Origin of the sequence: Baekduia sp. (assembly GCF_035318805.1) — a bacterium.
Taxonomy (GTDB): Bacteria; Actinomycetota; Thermoleophilia; order Solirubrobacterales; family Solirubrobacteraceae; genus Baekduia.
In genome coordinates this window covers 18,422-40,011 of sequence record NZ_DATHDY010000007.1, presented here as the reverse complement: position 1 = coordinate 40,011, position 21,590 = coordinate 18,422, and the positions used below count along the sequence as shown (strand labels likewise).

The window sequence follows — 21,590 nt, the reverse complement described above, 5'->3', positions numbered from 1 at the left end:
GGCCACCCCGCCCGACCACTAAGGATTTGCGGGAGTAGGCCGATAAGCAGGGCGTAATGGGCCGTAGGACCCTAGTCGCCGCACAGACCGTGCTGCTCGCGTCATCGCTCGCCGTTGTGGCGCTGACGTCCCGTGCTGCCGATTGGCAGCCGGCAGAGCTCGTCGTGCTGCTGGCCGCGCTTGCCGTGGCCTCCGACGCGACCGCGATCGAGACCGCGAGCATGCGGCTCACGGGGTCGTTCATCGCGCTGGTGCTGGCGATGGTCCTGCTCGGTCCCGCGCCTGCGGTGGCGATCGGGCTGCTGACGGTCGCGACCGACGCGCGCCGCCTGCGCGGCAAGCCCGCGCTGCTGCTCGCCAACGCGAGCACGTTCACCACCTTCCCGCTGGCCGGCGGGCTCGCCGCCCGCGCGCTCGGGTTGGGGGACGCCGACGAGCTGACGCTCGCGCTCGGCGTCGCCGGCATCTACGTCGGCGTCAACCTCCTGAACTTCCTGCTGATCGCGGTGCCGCACATCTGGACCGACGGGGTGCCGCTGGGCCGGTCGATGCGCACGATCCTGCTGCCGCTCGCGCCGTCGGAGGCCATGGCGTGCGCGCTCACCGTCCTCACCGCCGCGACCTACCAGGCCGTCGGCCTGCCGGCCCTCGTCGCCGTCCTCGCGGCGCTGTTCCTCTTCCAGGTCCTGACCCGGGAGCTGCTGCTGTCCCAGGACCGCGCCGAGCAGCTGCAGGCGCGCTCCACCCAGCTCGCCTCGCTGCAGGTCGGCGTGCTCGCCGCGCTGGTCCAGACGCTGTCGCTGCGCGACCGCATGACGGCACGCCACTCGGCCGCCGTCGCGCGCTATGCCCGCGCGATCGCCGAGGAGATCGGCTGCGACGCCGCCGAGCAGGAGCTGGTCCACACCGCCGGCCTCCTGCACGACATCGGCAAGTTCGCCTTCCCCGACCGGATCCTGCTCGCCAACCGCAAGCTCGACGAGGACGACTGGAAGATCGTGCGGACGCACCCCTACCAGGGCGCGCGGCTCGTGCGGCGCATCAACGGCTACGGCCCGGTGGCCGAGATCATCCTCGCCCACCACGAGCGCATCGACGGCCGGGGCTACCCCCGCGGCCTCACCGGCGAGCAGATCCCGCTGCTGTCGCGGATGATCTCCATCGCCGACACCTACGACGTGATGACCGCCCGCGACTCCTATCGCGATCCGGTCAGCCAGGCCGAGGCGATCGCCGAGCTGCGGCGCGTCTCGGGCGCCCAGCTCGACGGCGAGCTGGTCGAGGCGTTCATCCGCATCGTCGAGCGCAGCGGCCTGCAGTTCCAGCACACGACGGACGCAGACTTCGAGCGCGAGCTCGACTTCGACGCCCGTGTGCGGGGCTACGCCCTGCCTCAGGCCGCCTGAGTCCCCCGATTGGGTGGGCCTCGCGGCGTCTGGACGCCTGGGCACATAATCCCCGTGACCTAGGACATCCGTCTACTGGAGTGTCCGATCCCCAGAAGTGGGGATGGCGCGGAGGACGTTTGGCCAGGAAACTTGCGGCCCGCATGACGAAACGGCGCCGCAGCTGGCAGGCGGGCGCCGTGTCGTCGGGATATCCGTCCGTCCGCTAGTCGCTGCGGTGGTGCGCAGCGCGAACTCTTGGGGGTGCACCGTGGGTTACAAGAACTAAAGTTCCTACACGGCGAACCTTGTGAGGCGTCCAGAAATGGGCGCCTCTCGCCTTTAAACGGCAGCTGTCGAACAACCTTGAGGCGAAGTCCCCCACGGTTGGACGTTTGTGCGAGAGGATGGGCGCTCGTGGACCGTCCGACCGCGCTGGACCTGGCTTTCCTGGACCTCGAGACGCCGCAGGCGCCGCTGCACGTCGGTTGGACGCTGCGCTTCGACGGCGCGCCTCCGTCGCTGGCCGGGCTGCGCCGTCACCTCGACGCGCGCCTGCACGCGGTGCCGCGCTTCCGCCGGCGCCTGGCGCGTCCACTGCTGGGCGCGCCGTGCTGGGTCGACGATCCCGGCTTCGACGTCGCCCACCACGCGTTCCGGGTGACGCTGGCCGCCCCGGGCGGGGAGGCCGAGTTGCTCGACGTCGCGGGCGCGCTGCTGTCGCAGCCCCTGCCGGCCGGGCGGCCGCTGTGGCGGATCTACCTGGTCGACGGCCTGCGGAGCGGCGGGTTCGCCCTGGTGGGCCAGGCCCACCACGCGCTGGTCGACGGCATCGCGGCGGTGGAGGTCGCGCTGCTGCTGTTCGGCGACCCCGAGGCGCGGGGCGACGACGGGTGCGCGCCAGGCTGGGCGCCGCAGCGGGCGCCGTCGGAGGGCGAGGCGGCGCGGACGACGCTCGGCGCCCGCGTCCGTGCCGCGACGGCGACCGCGCTGGATCTGTCGCGGGCGGCACTCGGGACGGGCGCGGCGGGAGCGCTGCGCGACGCGGCCCGGACGGTCGAGTCGTTCGCGCGCCCCGTGTCCCCGACGAGCCTGGATCGCTCCGCCACGGCGGAGCGCGCCGTCGCCTTCGCCTCGGTGCCGTTTCACACCGTCCGCGAGGCGGGCCGTCGCGCCGGCGCGACGGTCAACGACGTGCTGCTGGCCGCCTCGACGCTGGCGCTCCGTGCCGAGCTGCGGCGCCGCGGCGACCGCCCCGACACCCTGCGCGCGCTCGTCCCGATCAGCGTGCGAGCCGACGACCCGGGCGCGCTCGGCAACCAGATCTCGTTCCTGCCCGTCGAGCTGCCGGTCGGCGAGCCCGACCCCGCGCGGGTGCTGCGCGTGGTCCGCGCGCGGACCGCGGCCGCCAAGGAGGGCGGCGACGCGGGCGCGCTGGAGGCGGTCGCCCGCGCGGCCGAGGCGCTCTCGGGCAGCGGCCGGCGGCTGCTGACCCGAGCGGCGGTCCGGGCGGTCGGGTTCAACCTCGTGATCTCCAACGTCCCGGGGCCGCCGATCGAGCTCTCGCTCCTGGGCCGGCCGCTGGTCGCCATCCACCCCATGGTCCCGCTGCTGCACGGACACGCGCTGTCCATCGGCGCCGTGTCCTACGCGGGGCGCCTGCAGCTCGGGCTGGCCGCCGACGCGGCGGTCCTGCCCGACGTCGCCGCGACCGCGCGGGCGCTGGAGGCGGCGTTCGACACGCTGTACCGGGGCGAGGCCCCGCCACGGGACGGGACCGGCGGCACCGGCGGGTCGGGCCAGACGCCGTGGGCCGCCCGGGCGCGAGCGCGGCGTCAGCGCGCGGCGAACCGATAGACCGGGCCGGACTGCGAGACCACGTAGACGCGGCCGGCCGCGTCCTCGCCGAACGAGTCCAGACCGGAGACCGTGTCGAGCCCGGCGATCGGGCGATCGTCGGCCGCACGGCCCGCCGACAGCCGTGCACTGCGCAGCTCGCCCTTGCAGAAGTCGCCGTAGACGTAGCGCCCGAGGAGCCCGGGCACGCCCTTGTCGCGTACGACGTAGCCGCCGGTGATCGAGCACCAGCCGTCGTCGTGCGTCTTGGTCAGCACGGGCCCGATCGCCCCGGGCGCCCGCTCGTCGAACAGGCGGTTGCGGCCCTCGAACGGGCGCCAGCCGAAGTTCGCGCCGCGGCCCTTGCCCTTGCGCACGAAGTCGATCTCCTCGACGGCGTCCTGGCCGACGTCGCCGATCGCGAGGTCGCCGCGGACGCGATCGAACGAGAAGCGCCACGGGTTGCGCAGGCCGTAGGCGTAGATCTCGGGACGCGCGCCGGCGACGCCGACGAACGGGTTGGACGGCGGGGCGCTGAACGGCTTGCCGTCGGCGGCGCGAGGGTCGATCCGCAGGATCTTGCCCAGCGGCGACGCGAGGTCCTGCGCGTTGCCGCGCGACCCGTGCTGGTCGTTGCCGCCGCCCCCGTCGCCCGTGCCGACGTACAGGAGGCCGTCGGGGCCGAAGGCGAGCTGGCCGCCGTTGTGGTTGGGCTCGGGGTCGTCGTGGACGAAGAGGGTGCGGGCGCTTGCGGGGTCGGCGACGTCGTCGGTGCGGCGGCGGTACTCGACGAGGCGCTCCTTGGCGTCGGTGCCCGTGAAGTAGATGTAGAACAACCCGGAGGTCGCGTAGTCGGGCCCGAAGGCGAGCCCGAGCAGGCCCTGCTCGCCGCCGGCGGTCACCTGGTCGCGGACGTCGAGGAAGGTGCCGGCCTGCTTGCCGCCGCGCACGAGCCGGATGCGGCCGGGCTGCTCGACGACGAACACGCGGCGGCGGTCGCCGGGAGGCGCGGTGACGTAGAGCGGCTGGGTGAAGTCGCCGACCTTGACCAGCCTGACGCCGCGGCCGGCGGCGGCCTGGGCGCCGGGCCCGGGGTCGGTCGCGGTGCGCAGGTCGGTGGACGCGGGCGCCTGCGCGGCCGGAGCCGCCGCGTGGTCGCCCGTCTGGGCACCGGCGCGGTCGCCGTCGCTGCCACAGGCGACGAGCGCCACGGCGGCCAGCAGGGCGGCGGACGGGAGCGCGGGGTGGAGCATCGGGCCAGCATGCCAAACGGCGGCGACGCGCCGGTCGGTGCTCGGGCTGTGCGTGCTCGCCATGCCGGCGGCAGCGTCCACGGACCCGCGGTCGCCGCGGCGATCCCCGCCGTCGCCGGCGAGGAGCGGTTCGGGCGGGTGCCGGCGCGGTCGGTCTGCCGCCGGCGCCGCGGGGATCGTTCGGGCGTGAATCGCCGCTTCGCGATCGCCAACGAGAACGCATGCCGGATCGACCCCGCATATGGGGGTCGATCGCGCACGGATCGCCCGAACCCCTGCAATCGCGGACGACCGGCGCGGCCCTCGGCCACGCGGCCGGTACGGCGCCGCCTGCACGAGAATGGGTGTGTGCCCTCCGCCGCTGCGTCCACCGCCGCCGCGCGTGCCGTCCGGATCGCCCTCGAGGGGACGGTCGAGCCCGCCCGCGCCGCCCTGCTGGTGCACGGCGACCACCGGCCGTTCGCGCTCGTGGGCCGCTGGGGCGGTGCCGCGGCGCTGGTCGGCAGCGAGCCGGTCCGCGTCGCCCGCGACGACGAGGACCCCTTCGCCCTGCTCGACCAGCAGCCGGCCCTCACGGGCGCGCCCGCGGGCTTCGTCGGCGGCGGCTGGTTCGGGATGCTGGGCTACGGGCTGGGGCGGCGGCTCGAGACGCTGTCACCCCCGCCGCCCGCGCCGGAGCGGCTCCCCGACGCCGTCCTCGCCTTCCACGACCATGTGCTGCGACTTGATCACGACGGCCGCTGGTGGTTCGAGGCGCTGTGGACCGACGCCCGCGCCGACGCGCTGCAGCGGCGCCTCGACGTGCTGCGCGAGCGCCTGGCCGCCGGCGTGGCGGAGCGGGGTGAGGCGAGCGCGGTCGCCCCGGGACCCTGGCGGGCCACGCCGTCTCCCGCCGGCCATGCACGCGCGGTCGCGGCATGTCGCGAGCGGATCGCCGCCGGCGACCTGTTCCAGGCCAACCTGTCGCTGCGCCTGCGCGCGACCCTGCAGGGCGATCCCGTCGACCTCCTCACGCGCGGCGTCGCCGCGCTCGCCCCCGACCGCGCAGCGTGGCTGAGCGGTCCGTGGGGCGCGGTGGCGAGCCTGTCGCCGGAGCTGTTCGTGGAGCGTCGCGGAGACACCGTGCGCAGCGCGCCGATCAAGGGGACGCGACCACGTCCGGCCGACCCGGAGGCCGCCGAGACGCAGCGCGCCGAGCTCGCCTCGGCCGCCAAGGACCGCGCCGAGAACGTGATGATCGTCGACCTGATGCGCAACGACCTTGGCCGGGTGAGCACGCCCGGCTCGGTCGCGGTCGCGGCGCTGGCCGAGGTGCGCCCGCACGCCGGCGTGTGGCATCTCGTGTCCGAGGTCGTGGGCCGCCGGGCGCGCGGGATCGGCGACGGTGAGCTGGTCTCCGCATTGTTTCCCCCGGGTTCTGTCACCGGCGCGCCGAAGCTCGCGGCGATGGACGTCATCAGCGAGCTGGAGTCGACGGCACGCCAGGCGTTCTGCGGCGCGATCGGCTTCGCCAGCCCGGCCGCCGGCTTGGCGCTCAGCGTCGCGATCCGCACCTTCGAATGCCGCGACGGCGACGTCTGGCTCGATGTCGGCGGCGGCGTCGTCGCCGACTCCGACCCCGACGCCGAGGCAGCCGAGTGCCTCGCCAAGGCGCGGCCGCTGCTGACCGCGATCGGCGCGACGCTGGAGGTCGACGACGCGCCCGAGGGCGCGGGCGATCGGGGCGAGCGCCCGGGCGACGGGGCCCCGCGCGGGGGCGACGGGTCCCAGCGCGCGGCTGGCCCGGCCTACCGCGCAGCTGGCCCGGCCGGGCGCGCTGCCGGCGCGGCCGGGCGCGAGGCCGGCCCGGCGCACGCCCGCCGCCCGCCGCTCCCGCTCCGCCTCGGGGTGCACCCGACGCCGAGGCCCGATCCGGCCGGGGGCGTCTTCGAGACGGTGCTGGTCCGGGACGGCGCGGCCGTCGCGGCGGAGGACCATCTCGCGCGGCTCGCGCGGTCGGCGCGCGAGCTGTACGGCGTGTCGTTGTCGCCGGCGCTGCCCGCGCTGCTGGAGCACGCCGCGCTCGAGCAGGGTGGGCCGTGCCGGATCCGGATCGTGCTCGGCGCCGAGGGCGACGTCGCGCTGGAGGCCGCGCCGCTGCCGGCGGCGGGCGCGCCCGCGACGCTGGCGCCGGTCGTGGTCCCCGGTGGCCTGGGTGCGCACAAATGGCGCGACCGGCGCCTCGTCGACGCGCTGGCCGGCGCGGTCACCCCGGCGTTGCCGCTGCTCGTCGACCTCGACGGCGGCGTGCTCGAGACCACGCGCGCGAACGTCTTCGTCGTCTACGACGGTCAGCTCGTCACGCCGCCGCTCGACGGCCGGATCCTGCCGGGCGTCACGCGAGCGCGCGTGCTCGCCCAGGCCGCGACGCTCGGGATCCCCACCCGCGAGCGCCCGCTGTCGCTCGACGACCTGGCGACCGCCGACGCGATCTTGACCTCCGGCGCGCTCCGCGGCCTGGAGGCGACGGCAGGCATCGGCCCGACCACGCTGCCGCTCCCCGACGAACGCTTGCGAACGCTCATCGATCGCCTCGACCCCTCGCCACGCTGAACCCGCCGGATCGGTGCGCGTCCCGGAGGAGCTCCTCCTCGACGTCGATCCGCTCCACCTGCGGCATCACTCCGCGCGCCGGGGGAGCTCCTCCTCGACGTCCATCCGCTCCACCAGGTCACCGCGGAAGGTGTAGATGTGCAGCACCCGGCCCTCGCCGAGCAGCGCGCCATCGAGATCGCGGACCGACTGCTGGACCTCGACGGCGACGCGGCCATCCGGTCGTGCCGTGAGTGCCACCACCTGCACGCTCGGGTCGATGGCCGCCCACTGGCGCGTCCAGTAGTCGCGGACGCCGTCGTGGCCGTGGACGCGACCGCCTTCCCAGGCGTTGGGCCAGTCGACGTCGGCGGTCAGCTGGCGCAGGACGCCCTCGATGTCCCGGGCGTTGAAGGCGTCGTACGTGGCGCGGAGTCGGTCGTCGCGTTCCATGCGCCCCAGGATACGCAACCACTCAGTTGCGAATCAAGGCCCGCTCAGAACGCCGTCGCCAGCGCGAACGGGAAGACCGGCCCGGCGCCCTTCTGGCGCAGCTGCCCGGCCACCATCGCCAGCGTCCAGCCGCTGAACCGGATGTCGTCGACCAGGAGCACCGACTGCCCCTGCGGCAGCTCTCCGGCCACCGCGAAGGCGCCGCGGACGTTGGCGACCTGCTGCGCCGCGTTGGCCATCTCGCGCTGCGGAGGCCCGTCGGTCACGCGCTGGAGCACCGGCGCGCACGGCAGCCCGAGCGCGCCCGCCAGGCGGGCCGCGAAGTCCGGCACGAGCGCGCCGCTGCGCTGTGACGGCACCGCCGTCACCCATCCCAGCGGCACGTTCCAGCGACGCACCGCCTCGGCTGCGGCGGCGACCAGCTCGTCGTCGAACTGCCCGCCGGAGCGTCCGGCCTGGATGAGCGGATCCCAGCCGCCGTCGCCGAGCCGTGCCAGCGCGCGGCCCTCCTCGGCGCGCACATGCTCGGGCACCTTCTTCATGCGGCCGTCGGCGTCGGGCGCCATCTTCTTGACCTCGAGCAGCACCGGCCGCGAGCGCAGATGCAGCGCGGCGTCGCGCACCATGGTCGCGTCGAGTGATCCATTGAAGCGCGCACCGGCGCAGACCGAGCAGCGCCCGCAGTCCTGTGGGTCCGGATCGTCGAGCTCCTCCTGCAGCGCGCGCATCAGGCAGCGCCCGTCGGTCCCGAACCCCGCCATCGCGGCCTGCTCGCGCCGGCGCAGCTCGGTGATGCGGCCGTAGCGCTCGCCGTCGTAGGTCCAGGCGCCGCCCGGAAAAGCCAGCCAACGCGAGCCGTTGCGGTCCACCGCGCCCTCGACGTCCAACACCTTCAACAAGCCCTCGATCCGCCCGCGGCCGAGGTTGACCTGCGCCATCAGCTCCTGCGTGGTCGCGCCGTCGTGGCCGACGGCCTCGAGGTGCTCGAGGACGCGGTCGACGACCTCCCGACGCGGAAAGGCCTGCTCGATGAAGAAGTCCTGGATGCGCTTGTCCTCGGCGCCCCGCAGCAGCACGACCTCGGCGCGCTCGATGCCGCGCCCGGCACGGCCGACCTGCTGGTAGTAGGAGATCACCGAGCCGGGCGCCTGGTAGTGCACGACGAACCCCAGGTCGGGCTTGTCATAGCCCATGCCCAGCGCGCTCGTGGCCACGACGGCCTTCAGCTCGTTGCGCAACAGCCGGTCCTCGACGTCCACCCGGCGGTCGGTCTCGACCTCGCCGCTGTAGGCCTCGGCCGCGATGCCCTGGCCCGTCAGCCACGTGGCGACGAGATCGGCGTCGCGCTTGGTGAGCGTGTAGACGATCCCCGACCCCGGCAGCTCGGGCAGCCGCTGGGCCAGCCACGCGAGGCGGTCGGCCTGCGACGGGAGGTCGACGACCTCGAACCGCAGGCTGGACCGGCCGAGCGCGCCGCGGTAGGTCCGCAGCTCGGCCTGCTCGCGCCCGGCCTGCAATTGCTCGGACACGTCGGCGACCACGCGATCGTTGGCGGTCGCCGTCGTGCAGAGCACGCCGACGCCGTCGGGCAGGCGCTCCAGCATGTCGCCGATGCGGCGGTAGTCGGGCCGGAAGTCGTGCCCCCAGTCGCTGATGCAGTGCGCCTCGTCGACCACGAGAAGGCCCACGCGCTCGGCGAACATGGGCAGCATCTGCTCGCGGAATTGCGGGTTGTTGAGCCGCTCGGGGCTGATGAGCAACAGGTCGACGGCGTCGTTCTCGAGCAGTCCGGCGACCTCGCTCCATGCGTCGCGATTGGTCGAGTTGACGGTGTGCGCGCGCAGACCGAGCTTGCGTGCCGCATCGATCTGGTTGCGCATGAGCGCCAGCAGCGGCGAGACGATGAGCGTGGGTCCCGCGGGTGGGTGGGGGCCGTCTTCGCGCAGCAGCGCGGTCGCCACGAAGTACACCGCCGACTTGCCCCAGCCCGTGCGCTGCACGCACAGGACCCGCGCGCGATCGTCGACGAGATCGCGGATCGCGTCGAGCTGGTGCTCGCGAAAGCGCGCGTCGGGTCCGGCGAGCGCCTGGAGAAGCTGTTCGGCACGGGTGTCGATGGCGGTGCTCATGTGTGTCATGACGGTAGGGGAAGGCGCGGGCGTCGAGCGCGGACGCCGCAGTTGCGGCACACGCCCTCCGCCGTTTCGTCGCAGACGGCCACAGTCCCGTGACCTCACGCCACGTACGCTCGCTCCGTTGCCCACCACACCCCCGAAAGCTTCGGCCAGCTCCGAAGCGTCCCGGATCCAGCGTCCCTCCGCACATGGCCACGGTCACCACCGCCCCACCCCGAACGCCCTCGGCGCCCTCCGTCCTCGTGCTCGGAGCGGCCCTGGCGACCGTCGGGCTGTGGGCCTCGGCGTTCGTCGGGATCCGCGCGGCGGGCCAGGACTTCTCGGCCGGTGCGCTCTCCCTGGCCAGGCTGCTGATCGGCAGCGTGGCGCTGGGGGCGTTCGTCGCGATCCGGCGCGAGCCGCTGCCGCCCCGCGCCGACCTGCCGCGCCTGATCCTGTGCGGCGTCCTGTGGTTCGGGATCTACAACGTGGCGCTCAACGAGGCCGAGCGACACGTCGATGCCGGCACCGCCGCCATGCTGGTCAACGTCGGCCCCGTCCTGATCGCCGTGCTCGCGGGCGTGCTGCTGAAGGAGGGGTTCCCGCGCATGCTGCTGATCGGCTGCGCGGTCGCCTTCGCGGGCGCCGTGCTGATCGGCATCGCCACGTCTGACGGAGGACTCGCCGCGAGCGCCGGCGCCGCCCTGTGCCTCGTCGCGGCGATCACCTACGCCGGCGGCGTCGTCGCCCAGAAGCCGCTGCTGGGCCGCAGCTCACCGCTGGCGATCACGTGGCTGGCCTGCGTCATCGGCGCGATCTGCTGCGTCCCGTTCACCCCCCAACTCGTGCAGGAGAGCGCCGACGCCGGCGGCGAGGCGATCGGCTGGACGATCTACCTCGGCCTCTTCCCCACCGCGATCGCGTTCACGCTCTGGGCCTACGCGCTGACGCACACGACCGCGGGACGCATGGGCGCCACGACGTACCTCGTCCCGCCGCTGGCGACCCTGATGGGCTGGGCCTACTTCGGCGAGACGCCGCCCGGTCTCGCGCTGGCCGGCCGCGCGCTCTGCCTGACGGGAGCCGCCCTCGCGCGCCGCGGACGCTGACCGTAGTGTCCTCGGCATGAGCCCGGACCCCGAGATCCTGCGCCTCGCCGCGTTCACCGACGTGCCCGGGGGCGGCAACCCGGCCGGCGTCGTGCTGGACGCCGGGGCGCTCGACGACGCAGCGATGCAGGCCATCGCCGCCGACGTCGGCTACTCCGAGACCGCCTTCCTCACCGGTGGCGCCGACCGCGAGTACGACGTGCGGTACTTCAGCCCCGTCGCCGAGGTGCCGTTCTGCGGGCACGCGACGATCGCCACGGCGGTGGCGCTGGCGCAGCGCGACGGCCTGGGCGACGTGCTGCTGCGCACGGCCGCCGGCCCGGTCGCCGTGCGGACCGCGGCCGACGGCGACGGCGACGACGACGGCGCCCGTGCGATCACCGCCACGCTGACGAGCGTGGACCCGGAGGTGTCGGAGATCGGCGACGCCGACGTCGACGCCGCCCTCGCCGCCCTGCGCTGGACCCGCGACGACCTCGATCCGGCCCTCCCGCCACGGGTCGCCTACGCGGGCGCGCGCCACCTCGTGCTCGCCGCGGCGTCGCGCGAGCGGCTCGCCGACTTGGACTATGACTTCGACGAGCTCAAGTCCTACATGTCGGACCGCGACCTGACGACCGTCGACCTCGTCTGGCGCGAGGCCGCGACGACGTTCCACGCTCGCAACCCGTTTCCGGTCGGCGGCGTGGTCGAAGACCCGGCGACCGGCGCCGCCGCCGCGGCGTTCGGGGCCTACCTGCGCGCGCTCGGCGCGGTCACGCCGCCGGTGCGCGTGACCGTCCACCAGGGCGACGACATGGGCCGGCCCAGCCGGCTGCTGATCGACCTCGAACCGGGGCGCGCCGCCGTCCAGGTCACCGGTGGCGCCGTCCGGATCCCGCACGCATGAGCCCGCCCAAGCGGCTCGCTCCCGGGCTCTGGCGCTGGACGGCCCGGCATCCCGACTGGCATCCCGGGGCCTTCGGCGCGGAGGTCGCGAGCTTCGCGCTCACCGCCGGGGACGAGCTGCTGCTGCTGGATCCGCTCGTCCCGAGCGGCGACGGCGACGCGGTCGCCGCCGGTCAGGTCCTGGGCCAGCTCGACGCGCTCGCCTCCGGCGCCGCCGCGGTGCACGTCCTCGTCACGATCGCGTACCACGTGCGCTCCGCTGCGCTGCTGAGCGAGCGCTTCGACGCGCGCATCTGGGGCCCGCCCAACGCGGCGAGCCGCCTCGCCGAGGACGCCTGCTTCACCCCGCTGGAGCCGGGCGGCGACGCCGGCCCCGGCGGCGTCCGAGCGTTCGCGATCGGACGCCCGAGGCGCACCGAGCGCCCGCTCTGGATCCCGTCCCACGACGCCGTCGCGTTCGGCGACGCGCTCGTCAGCACGCCGGACGACGAGCTGCGTCTCTGGTCGCAGGACGTCGTCGACGACAGGCGGGTGGCCTGGTACCGCGACCGCTTCGTGCCCACGCTCGCGCCGCTGCGCGAGCTGCCCGCCCGGCGGGTCCTCGTCACGCACGGCGCACCGGTCCTGAGCGGAGGCGCCGGCGCGCTCGCGACGGCCCTCGACGCCGAGCCGTGGTACCACCACGGCTGAGCAACGCGTCGCGGCCGGGAGCGCACGGCCCCGCATCGCCGAAGCGGCCACCCACCGGCAGCCCGGCCAGAACCCGGACCACCACCCGCAGCTCGGCCAGAGCCTCTTGCGCGCACACGGCCACGCCCTACGGTCGTGCACAGAGCTCGAGGATCCTCAAGGAGCCAGAGGTGGACGCCGTCAAGCAGCGCTTCAGGAACCGCCAGGAGGCCGGCCGGCTGCTGGCCGAGCACCTGCGCCAGTACGCCGGCGACGACGACGTCGTCGTCCTGGCCCTGGCGCGCGGGGGCGTACCCGTCGCCTTCGAGGTGGCGTGCGTGGGCCGGCTGGTCCGCGAGCGTCACGGCTGTGAGGCCCTGCTCGTCGGCTTCACCACGTACCAGCCCGGGACCGAGCGCATCTTGCACTCCTTCAACGCCCGGCTGGGCGAGCAGTTCGACGTCGTCATCCACCTCGACGAGACGCACGCGCTCGGACCGCTCGAGCGCACCAGCCAGTGGAAGGCCGGCGAGCTGCCCGAGACCTACCCCTCCGGAGCCTGAGGCGATCGGGCGTCCTCCGATGGCGGAGCAGCGTGGCACCGACGTCGCGCGCGCGGTCACCGTGTCCGCCGACGGCGTCCCGCTGGCCGGCGATCTGGGCGTCCCACCCGCTGCGCGGGGCGTCGTCGTGTTCGCCCACGGCAGCGGCAGCGGGCGCTTCAGCCCGCGCAACCGCGCGGTGGCGCGCGTCCTGGACGAGGCAGGTCTCGCCACCCTCCTGCTCGATCTCCTCACCGCTGAGGAAGAGGCCGTCGACCTCCGGACCAGGCACCTGCGCTTCGACGTCGCACTGCTGGGACGGCGCGTGATCGCCAGCATCGACTGGCTGGCGGCGGACCCGGCCACCGGCGATCTCGACGTCGGGTGCTTCGGTGCCAGCACCGGCGCCGCCGCCGCGCTCGTCGCGGCCGCCGACCGCCCCGACCGCGTGACCGCCGTCGTCTCGCGCGGCGGGCGGCCGGACCTCGCCGGCGACGCCCTGCGGCGCGTCACCGCCCCGACGCTGCTGATCGTGGGCGGCCACGACCACGAGGTCCTGCGCCTCAACCAGCGGGCCCTGGCCGCGCTCGCAGGCCCGGCCCGCCTCGAGATCGTGCCGGGGGCGACCCACCTGTTCGAGCAGCCGGGCGCGCTCGAGCGCGTGGCCGTGCTCGCCCGCGACTGGTACCTGCAGCACCTGGGACACGATCGCTGAGTCGCCTGCGCAAACCGCGTGCCTGGCGGCGACCGGCGACCCGGCGTAGCATCGGCGCCACCCAAGAGCCGTCGCCCGTGGCGGGAAGGAGGCTCGTGACCGACGCGCCCCGGCAGTGCCGGACGTCCATTGTCTCATCCACGCGCAGAAGGAGGAGCGGTGTACACCACCATCCGCCAGTGCTGTCGCCCCGACGACGTGCGCGACATCGCGCACACCACCGACGAGCATTTCGCCGACCAGCTCGCGCAGATGGACGGCTTCGTCGCCTACGAGCTGATCGACTGCGGCTCGGGCGACCTGTTCACCACGACCGTCTTCACCGACCGCGAGGCGTCGATGCGGTCCAACGAGCTCGCGGCCCAGTTCATCGCCGAGCACCTGGCCGACGTGCAGCTCGAGCGCACGCAGGCCTTCACCGGTGAGGTCCTGGTCAACCGCGCGGAGTCCAACGTGCTGGAGCTCGTCCACGCCTGATGGAGTGACGCGGTGGCGCATCGTGGGACCCACGCGGACCACGAGCGCCACCCGCGCCTTCTCGCACCGCACCAACCGCTGAGGAGAACGCTCGTGCGACACGATGAGCTGCGGGCCGTCCAGGCGCCGCTGAAGGAGCGCTATCGCGAGGACCCGGCCGCGGCCCTGGTGACCCTGACCGCGCACGCCACCCTCGGCGAGGGTGTGACGTGCAGGGTGCAGACGGGCCAAGCGCTCGCGGTCGCCGGCCTGCACCCGGCCTCGGGCGGCGACGGCACGCAGCTGTGCTCGGGCGACCTGCTGCTCGAGGCGCTCGCGGCGTGCGCCGGCGTGACGATGCGGGCCGTCGCCACGGCCCTGGCGATCGACGTGGAAGGGCAGGTGACGGCCGAGGGCGTCCTCGACTTCCGGGGCACCCTGGGCGTCGACCGCGCAGCACCGGTCGGCTTCGCGGCGATCGGGCTGCGGTTCGCGCTCGACACCGGCGCCGAGGACGACGGGATCGAGAAGCTCGTCGAGCTCACCGAGCGCTATTGCGTGGTGCTGCAGACGCTCACCGGCGCGCCGGCGCTGTCGGTCGACTGGACCCGCGCCGCTCGTTGAGCGTCAACGCGGGCGGAGCAGGCTCGGCGGCGGACGCACGACGTCCCAGAGGCGCAGCTCGCCCCTGGTGACGCGGTAGACCGACACCGAACGCTCGGTGGTGTCGCCCGACGGCGTGATGGCGAAGTCGCCGACGAGGCCATGCCGCACGCGCGTCCGGAAGAGCGCCCGGCGGACGGACGCGCGTGTGCCGTCCGACGTCGCGATCGCTCCGAGCAGCACCTCCGTGGCCTGCGCCGCGTAGACGGAGTAGGGGTCCGGCGGACCGCCGACGGCCGTCGTCAGCCGCCCGATGAAGCGACGGCCCCGGACGGGCAGTCGCTCGGTCGGCAGGCCGGCCACCGTGACGTACAGGCCGTCGGACGCATTGCTCAGCGTCGTGACGGCGGTGTCGATGGCGAAGCGGTCAGGCGCGATGAACCGCGTTCGCCGGGGGAGCGCCCGCCGCAGCGCGGGGAGCAGGTCGGCGCTGTGGGCATCGAGCGTGCCGGCGAGCAGGACGGTGTCGGGGCGCACGGCGCGGACCCGGCGCAGCGCCTCCGACGACGTCCAGTCGGCGACCCCGGCGACGCGTATCCCGAGGCGCCAGGCCGCCCTCCTGAAGCTCATCGCGATCCCGAGGCCGTAGGCGTGCGGCTCGCGCACCACGAAGGCCCGGCGCGCCCCGAGGCGCTGCGCGAGCTGGGCGTCCGCGGCGCCCTGGACGTCATCGCGCGCGATGACGCGCACGTAGCTGCGCACGCCGCCCGCGGCGTACCGCTCGGGCTCGGCGGCCAGTGTCCCGGGGCCGCTCCGTGTCAGGCCGACGTACGTGTTGGACGGGCTGATCAGCGCGACGGGCGGCCGGGCGCCGTTGAGGATCGGCAGCGCCGCCGCGGCGCAGAACGAGGTGAACGGCCCGACGACGCCGACGACGCTCGGGTTGCGCGCGAACATCCGCGCGTTGGCGCGGCACTTGGCGATCCCGACCAGCCGCGGGTCGGCGACCGAGTCGTCGCAGGCCTGGAACGCGAGCGGATGGCGCCCCGCCCGGAACCCGCGGTCGCGGACGGCCTGCCGGACCGCCTCGGTCATCGGCACGCCCGCGGTGGCGCTCGGCCCCTGCAGCGCCAGCGAGGACGCGATCAGCAGCCGCGGATGGCTGCCCCGGCGCTGCGCGACCGGCGAGCACGACGACGTCGCCAGCGCCCGCACGGTCGGCCGCCCTGCGCTCATGGCGACGGGCGCGGCCGGCGATGCGCCGGACCCCTGCGTCGCCGTGACCCACACCGCGCCTCCCGCCACGACGAGATCGTTCAGGCCGTGCGCCACCGGCAGGATGCGCGGCACGCCGCCCGCCGGGTCGATCCGCGCGAGCGTCCCGTCGCCGTTGGCCACCCAGACGGCGCCGGCGCCGACGGCGAGGCGCCGGGGAGAGCGCTCGATCCCGATCCGCACGGTGCTCACCGGGGCCAGCTGGGCGGGATCGATCCGGGTGACCGTCGCGGTGTTGCCGTTGAGCACCCAGACGGCGCCGAGCCCGGCGGCCACGGAGGTCGGGTACGGCGGGTTGACGCCACGACGGTCGGCGATGTCGATGCGCACCGGCCGGCCCCGCCCCTGCGCGTCGAGACGCAGCACGCTGGCCGACGCCCCACTCAGCAGCCAGACCGCCCCCGCGAAGACCAGGACGTCGTTGATCCGGTACTGGACATCCAGCCGCCGCACGCTGCCGTCGCGGGCGTTCACGCGCAGCACGCGCGCCGATCCGTCGCTCACCCAGACCGCGCCGTTCCCTGCGGCCACGGCCCACGGGCCGTTGCGGTCCTGCGGCAGCGGTCCGGTCGCGGGCGGCTCGGGCAGCGGCACGCGACGCGCGGGCGTCGCGTAGCCGGGATGCAGCTCGAGCAGCCGCCGGCGCCCGACGTCGACGGTCCACAGCGCCCCTGCCGCGGCGGCGACGGCTCCGAGCCGGCCGCCCGGAGCGACCACGTCGGCCACCGCGCCCCGGGCGAGGTCGATGCCGGTCAGCGTCCCCGCCTCCGTGCTCTGGACCCAAGCGCGGCCGCCGGACGCCGCGACCGCGTCGGGCTTGCCGGGGACGTACGCGGAGCTTCGGATACGGCCACTGGACGGGTCGACCGCAGCGACGCGGCCCTCGGCGAGCAGGAGCTCGGGCTCGGCCTCGTCCCCGCCGAGGCGTCCGGACAGCAACGCGGCGGCGATGGCGGCGGCGATCACCAGCGCGCCGCCGACGACGATCAGGCCGAAGCCTCGCTGCTGCTCCCGGCGCCGGATGGCCGTCCACGCGACGGACGCCGGTGCGAGCGCGGGATCCTGACGCAACATGGCCGCCTCGAGGTCCCGCAACGCCGGGCCGGGTTCGAGGCCGAGCTCGGCGATCAGCGCGCGGCGAACCTCGCGGTACACCTGCAGGGCCTCGCCCTGCCGGCCGGCGCGATAGAGCGCCAGCATCAGCTGGCCGCGCAGGCGCTCGCGCGTGGGGTGCTCGGCGACCAGGCCCTCCAGCTCGGGCACGATCTCCTGGGCGCGGCCGAGGGCGAGATCGGCGTCGAGGCGCCGCTCCAGCGCGGTCAGGCGCCGCGCCTCCAACCGGGCGATCTCCGGCTGGGCGAACGGCTCGTAGGCGAGGTCGGCGAGCGCGGGGCCGCGCCACAGCGCGAGCGCCTCCTGGAGCTGCCGGCGGGCCTCCGTGGGATCGCCGCGCTCCAGCGCCTCGCCGCCTTGGCGCGCAAGCCGCTCGAAGCACTCGACGTCGAGCTGGCCGGCGTCGAGGTGCAGCGCGTACCCGTGGCCGCGGGTCTGCAGGAGCACGCCGCCGCGGTCGCCGAGCGCGCGCCGGAGGTGGGCGACGTGGTTCTGCAGCACCTTGCCGGCGGTGGCGGGCGGGCACTCGCCCCAGAGCGCGTCGATGAGCCGATCGCTCATCACCGTCTCGTCGTGGTGCAGGAGCAGGATCGCCAGGACGCTGCGCTGGCGGCCCTCGCCGACCTTCACGGTGCGGTCACCGTCGGAGACCTCGAGGGGGCCGAGCAGGCGAAAGTCCATGTGGCGCTTCCTCGTCGCCCACGCTACGCCCCGAGCTAGGACGACATCAAGCGGCCCGGTCTGGGCAGCCATGGGCAAGGAATGGGCGCTCGTGGGCGGCGCGAAACCGGAAGTCGGGAGGTTCATTGCGGCCCGCCCGCACCGGGCGGTCGACCGATCCGAAGGAAGACATCCATGCGTCCGCGTACTCGTCTCGCCACCACCATCGCCGTCGCCTTCGGCAGCGCGGCGCTCGCCGGGCCGGCCATCGCCGCGACCGGGGGTCAAGACATGCGCTCGCCGGACGCCGTCGAGGCTGCCGCACCGCCCCGTCCGGCCTTCCAGCAGGATCTCCGCTCGCCCGACGCCAGCGACGTTCCGGCGCAGGTCGTCCAGGATCTGCGCTCGCCCGACGCCGCGGACTCCGCGACGGCGGACGGCGTCGCGCCGGCCGTGGCCACGCAGTCGGCCTCCGGCTTCGACTGGAGTTCGGCGGCGATCGGCGCCGGCGGCGCGCTCGGCCTCGTGGCCATCGCGCTGGGGAGCGCGCTCGCCCTGCACCGTCGCCACGAGACGCTTCCCCACTCCCCGATCGCGCACTGACCGCAGCCCCGATTGACCCCGAGGCCGACCGGTCCCCGCCGGCCTCGGCGTAGCATGGCGCCGTGGGGCTGCCGGACTCCACGGCGCGAAGTGCCCTCGGGATGGTGCTCATCGCGGCGATCGCGGTCGCAGCCGGCGTGGTGGTGGCGCGCCACGTCGACGGCGGCGGCTCGCAGCGGCACACCGGCGCCACAGCGGTCGTGCGGATCCGGACCGCCGCGCGGGGACCGGTCGTGCCGCCGTCCTTCCTCGGGCTGTCGATCGAGTGGGACAGCGTCGTGCCCTACACCGGCCCGCGGCGTGATCGGCGCGGCGCGCTGCCGCGGGTGCTGGCGCCGCTGGATCGGGCCCAGGGCACGCCGCTGGCGCTGCGCATCGGCGGCGACACCGGCGACCAGGCGTGGTGGAACCCGTCCGGGCGTCCGCGCCCGCCGACCGTGCTGCAGGACGTCGGGCCGGGGGTCCTGGACGCCATCGCCTGGCTCGCGCGCAGGCTCGGCGGTCCCGTGACGCTGGGGCTGAACCTCGCCCTGAACGATCCCGCCAACGCCGACGCGATGGCGTCCGAGGCCCGCCGCCGCCTGCCGCCCGGCGCCCTCGCCGCGCTGGAGATCGGCAACGAGCCCGACCTCTACCGCCGCGGACACACCTTTCGCCGCGGCGGCCACCTGCACCGGCGCCTGACCAAGGACGCGCACTACGACGTGGCCACCTACGCGTGGCAGGCCGATGGATATCTCCGCACGCTCGCGCGACCGGCGGGCCCGCGCCTGGTCGTCGGCGGGTTCGCGGGCCCCGGCTGGTGGCCGTCGCTGCCGCGCCTGCTGCGCGGCTGGGGGCGCCGCCCCGGTGCGCTCGCCGCGCACCTGTACGCCCTGCCGCAGTGCAGCGCCCCGACGCCGTCGCAGGACTGGCTCATGAGCTCAGCGGCCTCCCGGGACCGCGTGGCCGGTCTGCGGCCGCTGCTGGCGATCGCTCACCGGTACGGCCTGCCGCTCCGCGTCGACGAGCTCAACTCGGCGGCCTGCGGCGGGCGCCCGCACTTCAGCGACTCCCGCGCGGCCGCCGTGTGGCTCACCGACACGCTCTTCGCGATCCTGCGCGCCGGCGCAGCCGGAGCCAGCGTCCACACGTGGCGCGGCGCGCAGTACGCGCCGTTCGCGGTCACCGGCTCGCGGGTGGTCGCCCGCCCGCCGCTGGCCGGGATGCTCGCCTTCGCCCGCGCGGCGCCGTCGGGCAGCCGCCTGGTCGCCGTCGACGTCCGCGGTGGCGACGGTCTGCGGGCCTGGGCGACCATCGACCGTTCCGGCGCGCGACGGCTCGCGCTGCTTGCGCGCAACCGCGCGCGCGTCACGATCCCGTCGGGGCGACGAACCGGCTGCGCAGGCGTCTGGCGGTTCCCCGCCCGGCGCGGCGGGCCGCGCTGCACCTGTCCTCAGAACCGGCGGTACTTGCTCGACCTGCCGGCGCGCTCGCTGGCGGTCGTGACCTTCCGTGCACGCGCTAGGGCACCGTGCTCGTCGCCCGGACCGACCCGTCGGCGATCGAGCTCGTGACGCTCGACCGGCGCCGGAGCCGATGATGACGAGGACCGTCAGCGCGCCAGAGGTCCGCTTCAGCGCGCCGCGGCTCGCGCAGAGCGGGACGGCGCAGGACGGCGAGCAGCGAGAGGCCGGCCGGCAGGCGCGTGCCCGAGGCCAACAGCCGCGCCTCGAGCCGCAGCGGCAGCTCGAGCACGCCGTTGAGGCGCAGGGGGGTGAGGTCCAGGTCGGAGTGCGTATGGCGGCGCCGTCGGCGCTGCGCGACGCGCACCGCGGCGGCCGGTCCCAGCAGCAGGCTGTTGAAGTGGGTGTCGCCCACGACGTCCCAGCCCGCCGCACGCGCCGCCGCGCGCAGCGACGAGCTGTCGTAGCGCCGGTAGTGCAGGTTGACCTCGTCGTGCCAGGACCACAGCGCCTGGTAGGCGGGAACGGTGACCAGCAGCAGGCCGCCGGGACGCGCCACCCGCCGCAGCTCGGCGAGCGTCGCGCGGTCGTCGGGCGTGTGCTCGACGACGTCCAGGCACGTCACGACGTCGAACGTCGCGTCCGGGAACGGCAGCCGTTCCACGTGGCCGACCCGCACATCCCGGTGGCCGCGCCGGTGGGCGGCCGCGACCGCCTCCGGGCTGAGGTCGATTCCCGACACGCGCCCGTAGCGGGCCAGCTCGTCGAGCGTGCGACCCGAGCCGCAGCCGGCGTCGAGCAGTCGAGGATCGGGTGCGAGCGGGAGCCGGTCGAGCTCGGCTCGCAGCACCCGCCGGCGGCCGCGGTACCACCAGTGGCGCTCGTCGCTGGCGAGCATCGCCTGGAGCTCGTCGTGCGTCATGGCGGCGATGCTCACGGCATCTCGACGTGCGCTGCGCGTGCGGCGCGTTGGGATCGCGTTAGCGCGCGACGCCGCTAACACAAGACCAATCGATGCCCAACCCGGTGCGAAGCGCCGCGGCCCCACGCTGGCCTCCATTGCGAGCCATCTCCCTGGAGGCACAGACCGTGACCACGCAGACCATCGCGGCGCCCGCCGGCCGGCGCGACCACGACGAAGGCCCACCCGCCGCCCGACTTCCGGGCCTGACCGTCGTGCTGCCGTGCTTCGACGAGGCGCCCAACATCGCCGCGGCGATCGACGACGCCCGGAGCGCTGCGGCGCGCAGCGCCGAGGAGCACGAGATCGTGGTCGTCGACGACGGCTCGAGCGACGGGACCGCCGAGATCGCCCGGGACGTGGCGCGGGACGTGCCCCACGTCGTGGTTGTCCAGCACGGCCAGAACCGAGGCTATGGCGCCGCCTTCGTCTCCGGGCTGCGGGCCGCGCGCATGCCGTGGGTGCTGCTCACCGACGCCGACCTCCAGTTCGACCTCAACCAGCTCGACCAGTTCGTACCGCTCACTGCGGAGGCCGACTTCCTGCTCGGCTGGCGCATCCACCGCCAGGACCCGATGCGCCGCCGCGTCAACGCGGCGGCGTGGAACTGGCTCGTCCGGCGCACGTTCGACCTGCGGGTGCGCGACGTCGACTGCGCGTTCAAGCTGATCCGCCGCGACGCCGTCGCGGGGGTGCCGCTCACCTCCAGCGGCGCGATGATCTCCACCGAGCTGCTCGTACGGGCCCGGGCGCGCGGCGCCCGCGTGCGCGAGCTCGGGGTCGAGCATCGCCCGCGCGTCGCCGGCGAGCAGAGCGGTGCGGACCTGCGCGTCGTGCTGCGGGCCTTTCGCGAGCTCCGCCGGCTCCGCGCCGACCTGCGCGGCCCGGCCGACCGCCCGGCGGTGGCCTCCCCGATCACGCCCGCGGCGACGTAGAGGG

The 21,590-nt window shown here is 75.1% G+C and carries 18 protein-coding genes; 13 read left to right on the top strand and 5 right to left on the bottom strand.

Translation table 11 applies throughout. The features are described 5' to 3' along the window. Positions 1 to 56: 56 nt before the first annotated feature. Together VK501_RS00535 and VK501_RS00530 are read left to right on the top strand one after the other, a co-directional pair. The gene (locus VK501_RS00535) at positions 57 to 1,406 is read left to right on the top strand and encodes an HD-GYP domain-containing protein (RefSeq protein ID WP_324333540.1); all 1,350 of its coding nucleotides are present in this window, start codon (positions 57 to 59) and stop codon (positions 1,404 to 1,406) included. Between the two features lie 396 nt (positions 1,407 to 1,802). Next, the gene (locus tag VK501_RS00530; RefSeq protein WP_324333539.1) at positions 1,803 to 3,242 is read left to right on the top strand and encodes a wax ester/triacylglycerol synthase family O-acyltransferase; all 1,440 of its coding nucleotides are present in this window, start codon (positions 1,803 to 1,805) and stop codon (positions 3,240 to 3,242) included. On the opposite strand, the gene VK501_RS00525 is transcribed toward VK501_RS00530, so the two are convergent. Next, positions 3,221 to 4,474, bottom strand: coding sequence for a PQQ-dependent sugar dehydrogenase (locus tag VK501_RS00525; protein WP_324333536.1), 1,254 nt, complete (start codon positions 4,472 to 4,474; stop codon positions 3,221 to 3,223). The two genes, VK501_RS00530 and VK501_RS00525, sit on opposite strands and share 22 nt — an antisense overlap. A 348-nt stretch (positions 4,475 to 4,822) precedes the next feature. Here VK501_RS00525 and VK501_RS00520 point away from each other — a divergent pair, with 348 nt between their 5' ends. Further along, entirely contained in the window at positions 4,823 to 7,066 is a 2,244-nt protein-coding gene (locus VK501_RS00520; protein ID WP_324333534.1) for an aminodeoxychorismate synthase component I, read from the top strand. Positions 7,067 to 7,132: 66 nt separating this feature from the next. Here VK501_RS00520 and VK501_RS00515 read toward each other — a convergent pair whose 3' ends face one another. Together VK501_RS00515 and VK501_RS00510 are read right to left on the bottom strand one after the other, a co-directional pair. Further along, a complete protein-coding gene (locus tag VK501_RS00515; protein WP_324333532.1) occupies positions 7,133 to 7,498 on the bottom strand; it encodes a nuclear transport factor 2 family protein in 366 nt (121 codons plus the stop codon). A 44-nt stretch (positions 7,499 to 7,542) separates the two neighbouring features. After that, positions 7,543 to 9,627 carry a RecQ family ATP-dependent DNA helicase gene (locus VK501_RS00510; RefSeq protein ID WP_324333530.1) on the bottom strand — a complete coding sequence of 695 codons (2,085 nt, stop codon included), beginning with the start codon at positions 9,625 to 9,627 and terminating at the stop codon, positions 7,543 to 7,545. A 194-nt stretch (positions 9,628 to 9,821) separates the two neighbouring features. Here VK501_RS00510 and VK501_RS00505 point away from each other — a divergent pair, with 194 nt between their 5' ends. The 7 genes from VK501_RS00505 (at position 9,822) to VK501_RS00475 (ending at position 14,615) form a co-directional block, all read left to right on the top strand. After that, positions 9,822 to 10,721 carry a DMT family transporter gene (locus VK501_RS00505; RefSeq protein WP_324333528.1) on the top strand — a complete coding sequence of 300 codons (900 nt, stop codon included), beginning with the start codon at positions 9,822 to 9,824 and terminating at the stop codon, positions 10,719 to 10,721. A 16-nt stretch (positions 10,722 to 10,737) separates the two neighbouring features. Then, positions 10,738 to 11,610 carry a PhzF family phenazine biosynthesis isomerase gene (locus VK501_RS00500; protein ID WP_324333526.1) on the top strand — a complete coding sequence of 291 codons (873 nt, stop codon included), beginning with the start codon at positions 10,738 to 10,740 and terminating at the stop codon, positions 11,608 to 11,610. Continuing rightward, the gene (locus VK501_RS00495) at positions 11,607 to 12,299 is read left to right on the top strand and encodes a hypothetical protein (RefSeq protein ID WP_324333524.1); all 693 of its coding nucleotides are present in this window, start codon (positions 11,607 to 11,609) and stop codon (positions 12,297 to 12,299) included. The genes VK501_RS00500 and VK501_RS00495 overlap by 4 nt, the downstream gene beginning before the upstream one ends. Positions 12,300 to 12,469: 170 nt before the next feature. Next, on the top strand, positions 12,470 to 12,841 hold the full coding sequence (locus VK501_RS00490; protein ID WP_324333523.1) for a hypothetical protein: 372 nt from the start codon (positions 12,470 to 12,472) through the stop codon (positions 12,839 to 12,841). Positions 12,842 to 12,860: 19 nt separating this feature from the next. Then, positions 12,861 to 13,535, top strand: coding sequence for a dienelactone hydrolase family protein (locus tag VK501_RS00485; RefSeq protein ID WP_324333521.1), 675 nt, complete (start codon positions 12,861 to 12,863; stop codon positions 13,533 to 13,535). A gap of 159 nt (positions 13,536 to 13,694) precedes the next feature. After that, positions 13,695 to 14,012, top strand: coding sequence for a hypothetical protein (locus VK501_RS00480; RefSeq protein ID WP_324333519.1), 318 nt, complete (start codon positions 13,695 to 13,697; stop codon positions 14,010 to 14,012). 93 nt (positions 14,013 to 14,105) lie between these two features. Next, complete coding sequence (locus tag VK501_RS00475) at positions 14,106 to 14,615, top strand: OsmC family protein (protein WP_324333517.1); 510 nt, start codon at positions 14,106 to 14,108, stop codon at positions 14,613 to 14,615. A 3-nt stretch (positions 14,616 to 14,618) separates the two neighbouring features. On the opposite strand, the gene VK501_RS00470 is transcribed toward VK501_RS00475, so the two are convergent. Continuing rightward, positions 14,619 to 17,663, bottom strand: coding sequence for a BTAD domain-containing putative transcriptional regulator (locus VK501_RS00470; RefSeq protein ID WP_324333515.1), 3,045 nt, complete (start codon positions 17,661 to 17,663; stop codon positions 14,619 to 14,621). 174 nt (positions 17,664 to 17,837) lie between these two features. On the opposite strand from VK501_RS00470, the gene VK501_RS00465 reads away from it, so the two are divergent. Both VK501_RS00465 and VK501_RS00460 read left to right on the top strand, forming a co-directional pair. Further along, positions 17,838 to 18,245 (top strand): hypothetical protein, encoded by a 408-nt coding sequence (locus tag VK501_RS00465; RefSeq protein WP_324333513.1) that lies wholly within the window; start codon positions 17,838 to 17,840, stop codon positions 18,243 to 18,245. Between the two features lie 62 nt (positions 18,246 to 18,307). Beyond that, positions 18,308 to 19,801, top strand: a complete 1,494-nt coding sequence (locus VK501_RS00460) for a hypothetical protein (RefSeq protein ID WP_324333512.1) — start codon at positions 18,308 to 18,310, stop codon at positions 19,799 to 19,801. Here VK501_RS00460 and VK501_RS00455 read toward each other — a convergent pair. Next, positions 19,749 to 20,612 carry a class I SAM-dependent methyltransferase gene (locus VK501_RS00455; protein WP_324333511.1) on the bottom strand — a complete coding sequence of 288 codons (864 nt, stop codon included), beginning with the start codon at positions 20,610 to 20,612 and terminating at the stop codon, positions 19,749 to 19,751. The two genes, VK501_RS00460 and VK501_RS00455, sit on opposite strands and share 53 nt — an antisense overlap. Before the next feature lie 167 nt (positions 20,613 to 20,779). Here VK501_RS00455 and VK501_RS00450 point away from each other — a divergent pair, with 167 nt between their 5' ends. Beyond that, the gene (locus VK501_RS00450) at positions 20,780 to 21,586 is read left to right on the top strand and encodes a glycosyltransferase family 2 protein (protein WP_324333510.1); all 807 of its coding nucleotides are present in this window, start codon (positions 20,780 to 20,782) and stop codon (positions 21,584 to 21,586) included. The last annotated feature ends 4 nt before the right edge of the window (positions 21,587 to 21,590 follow it).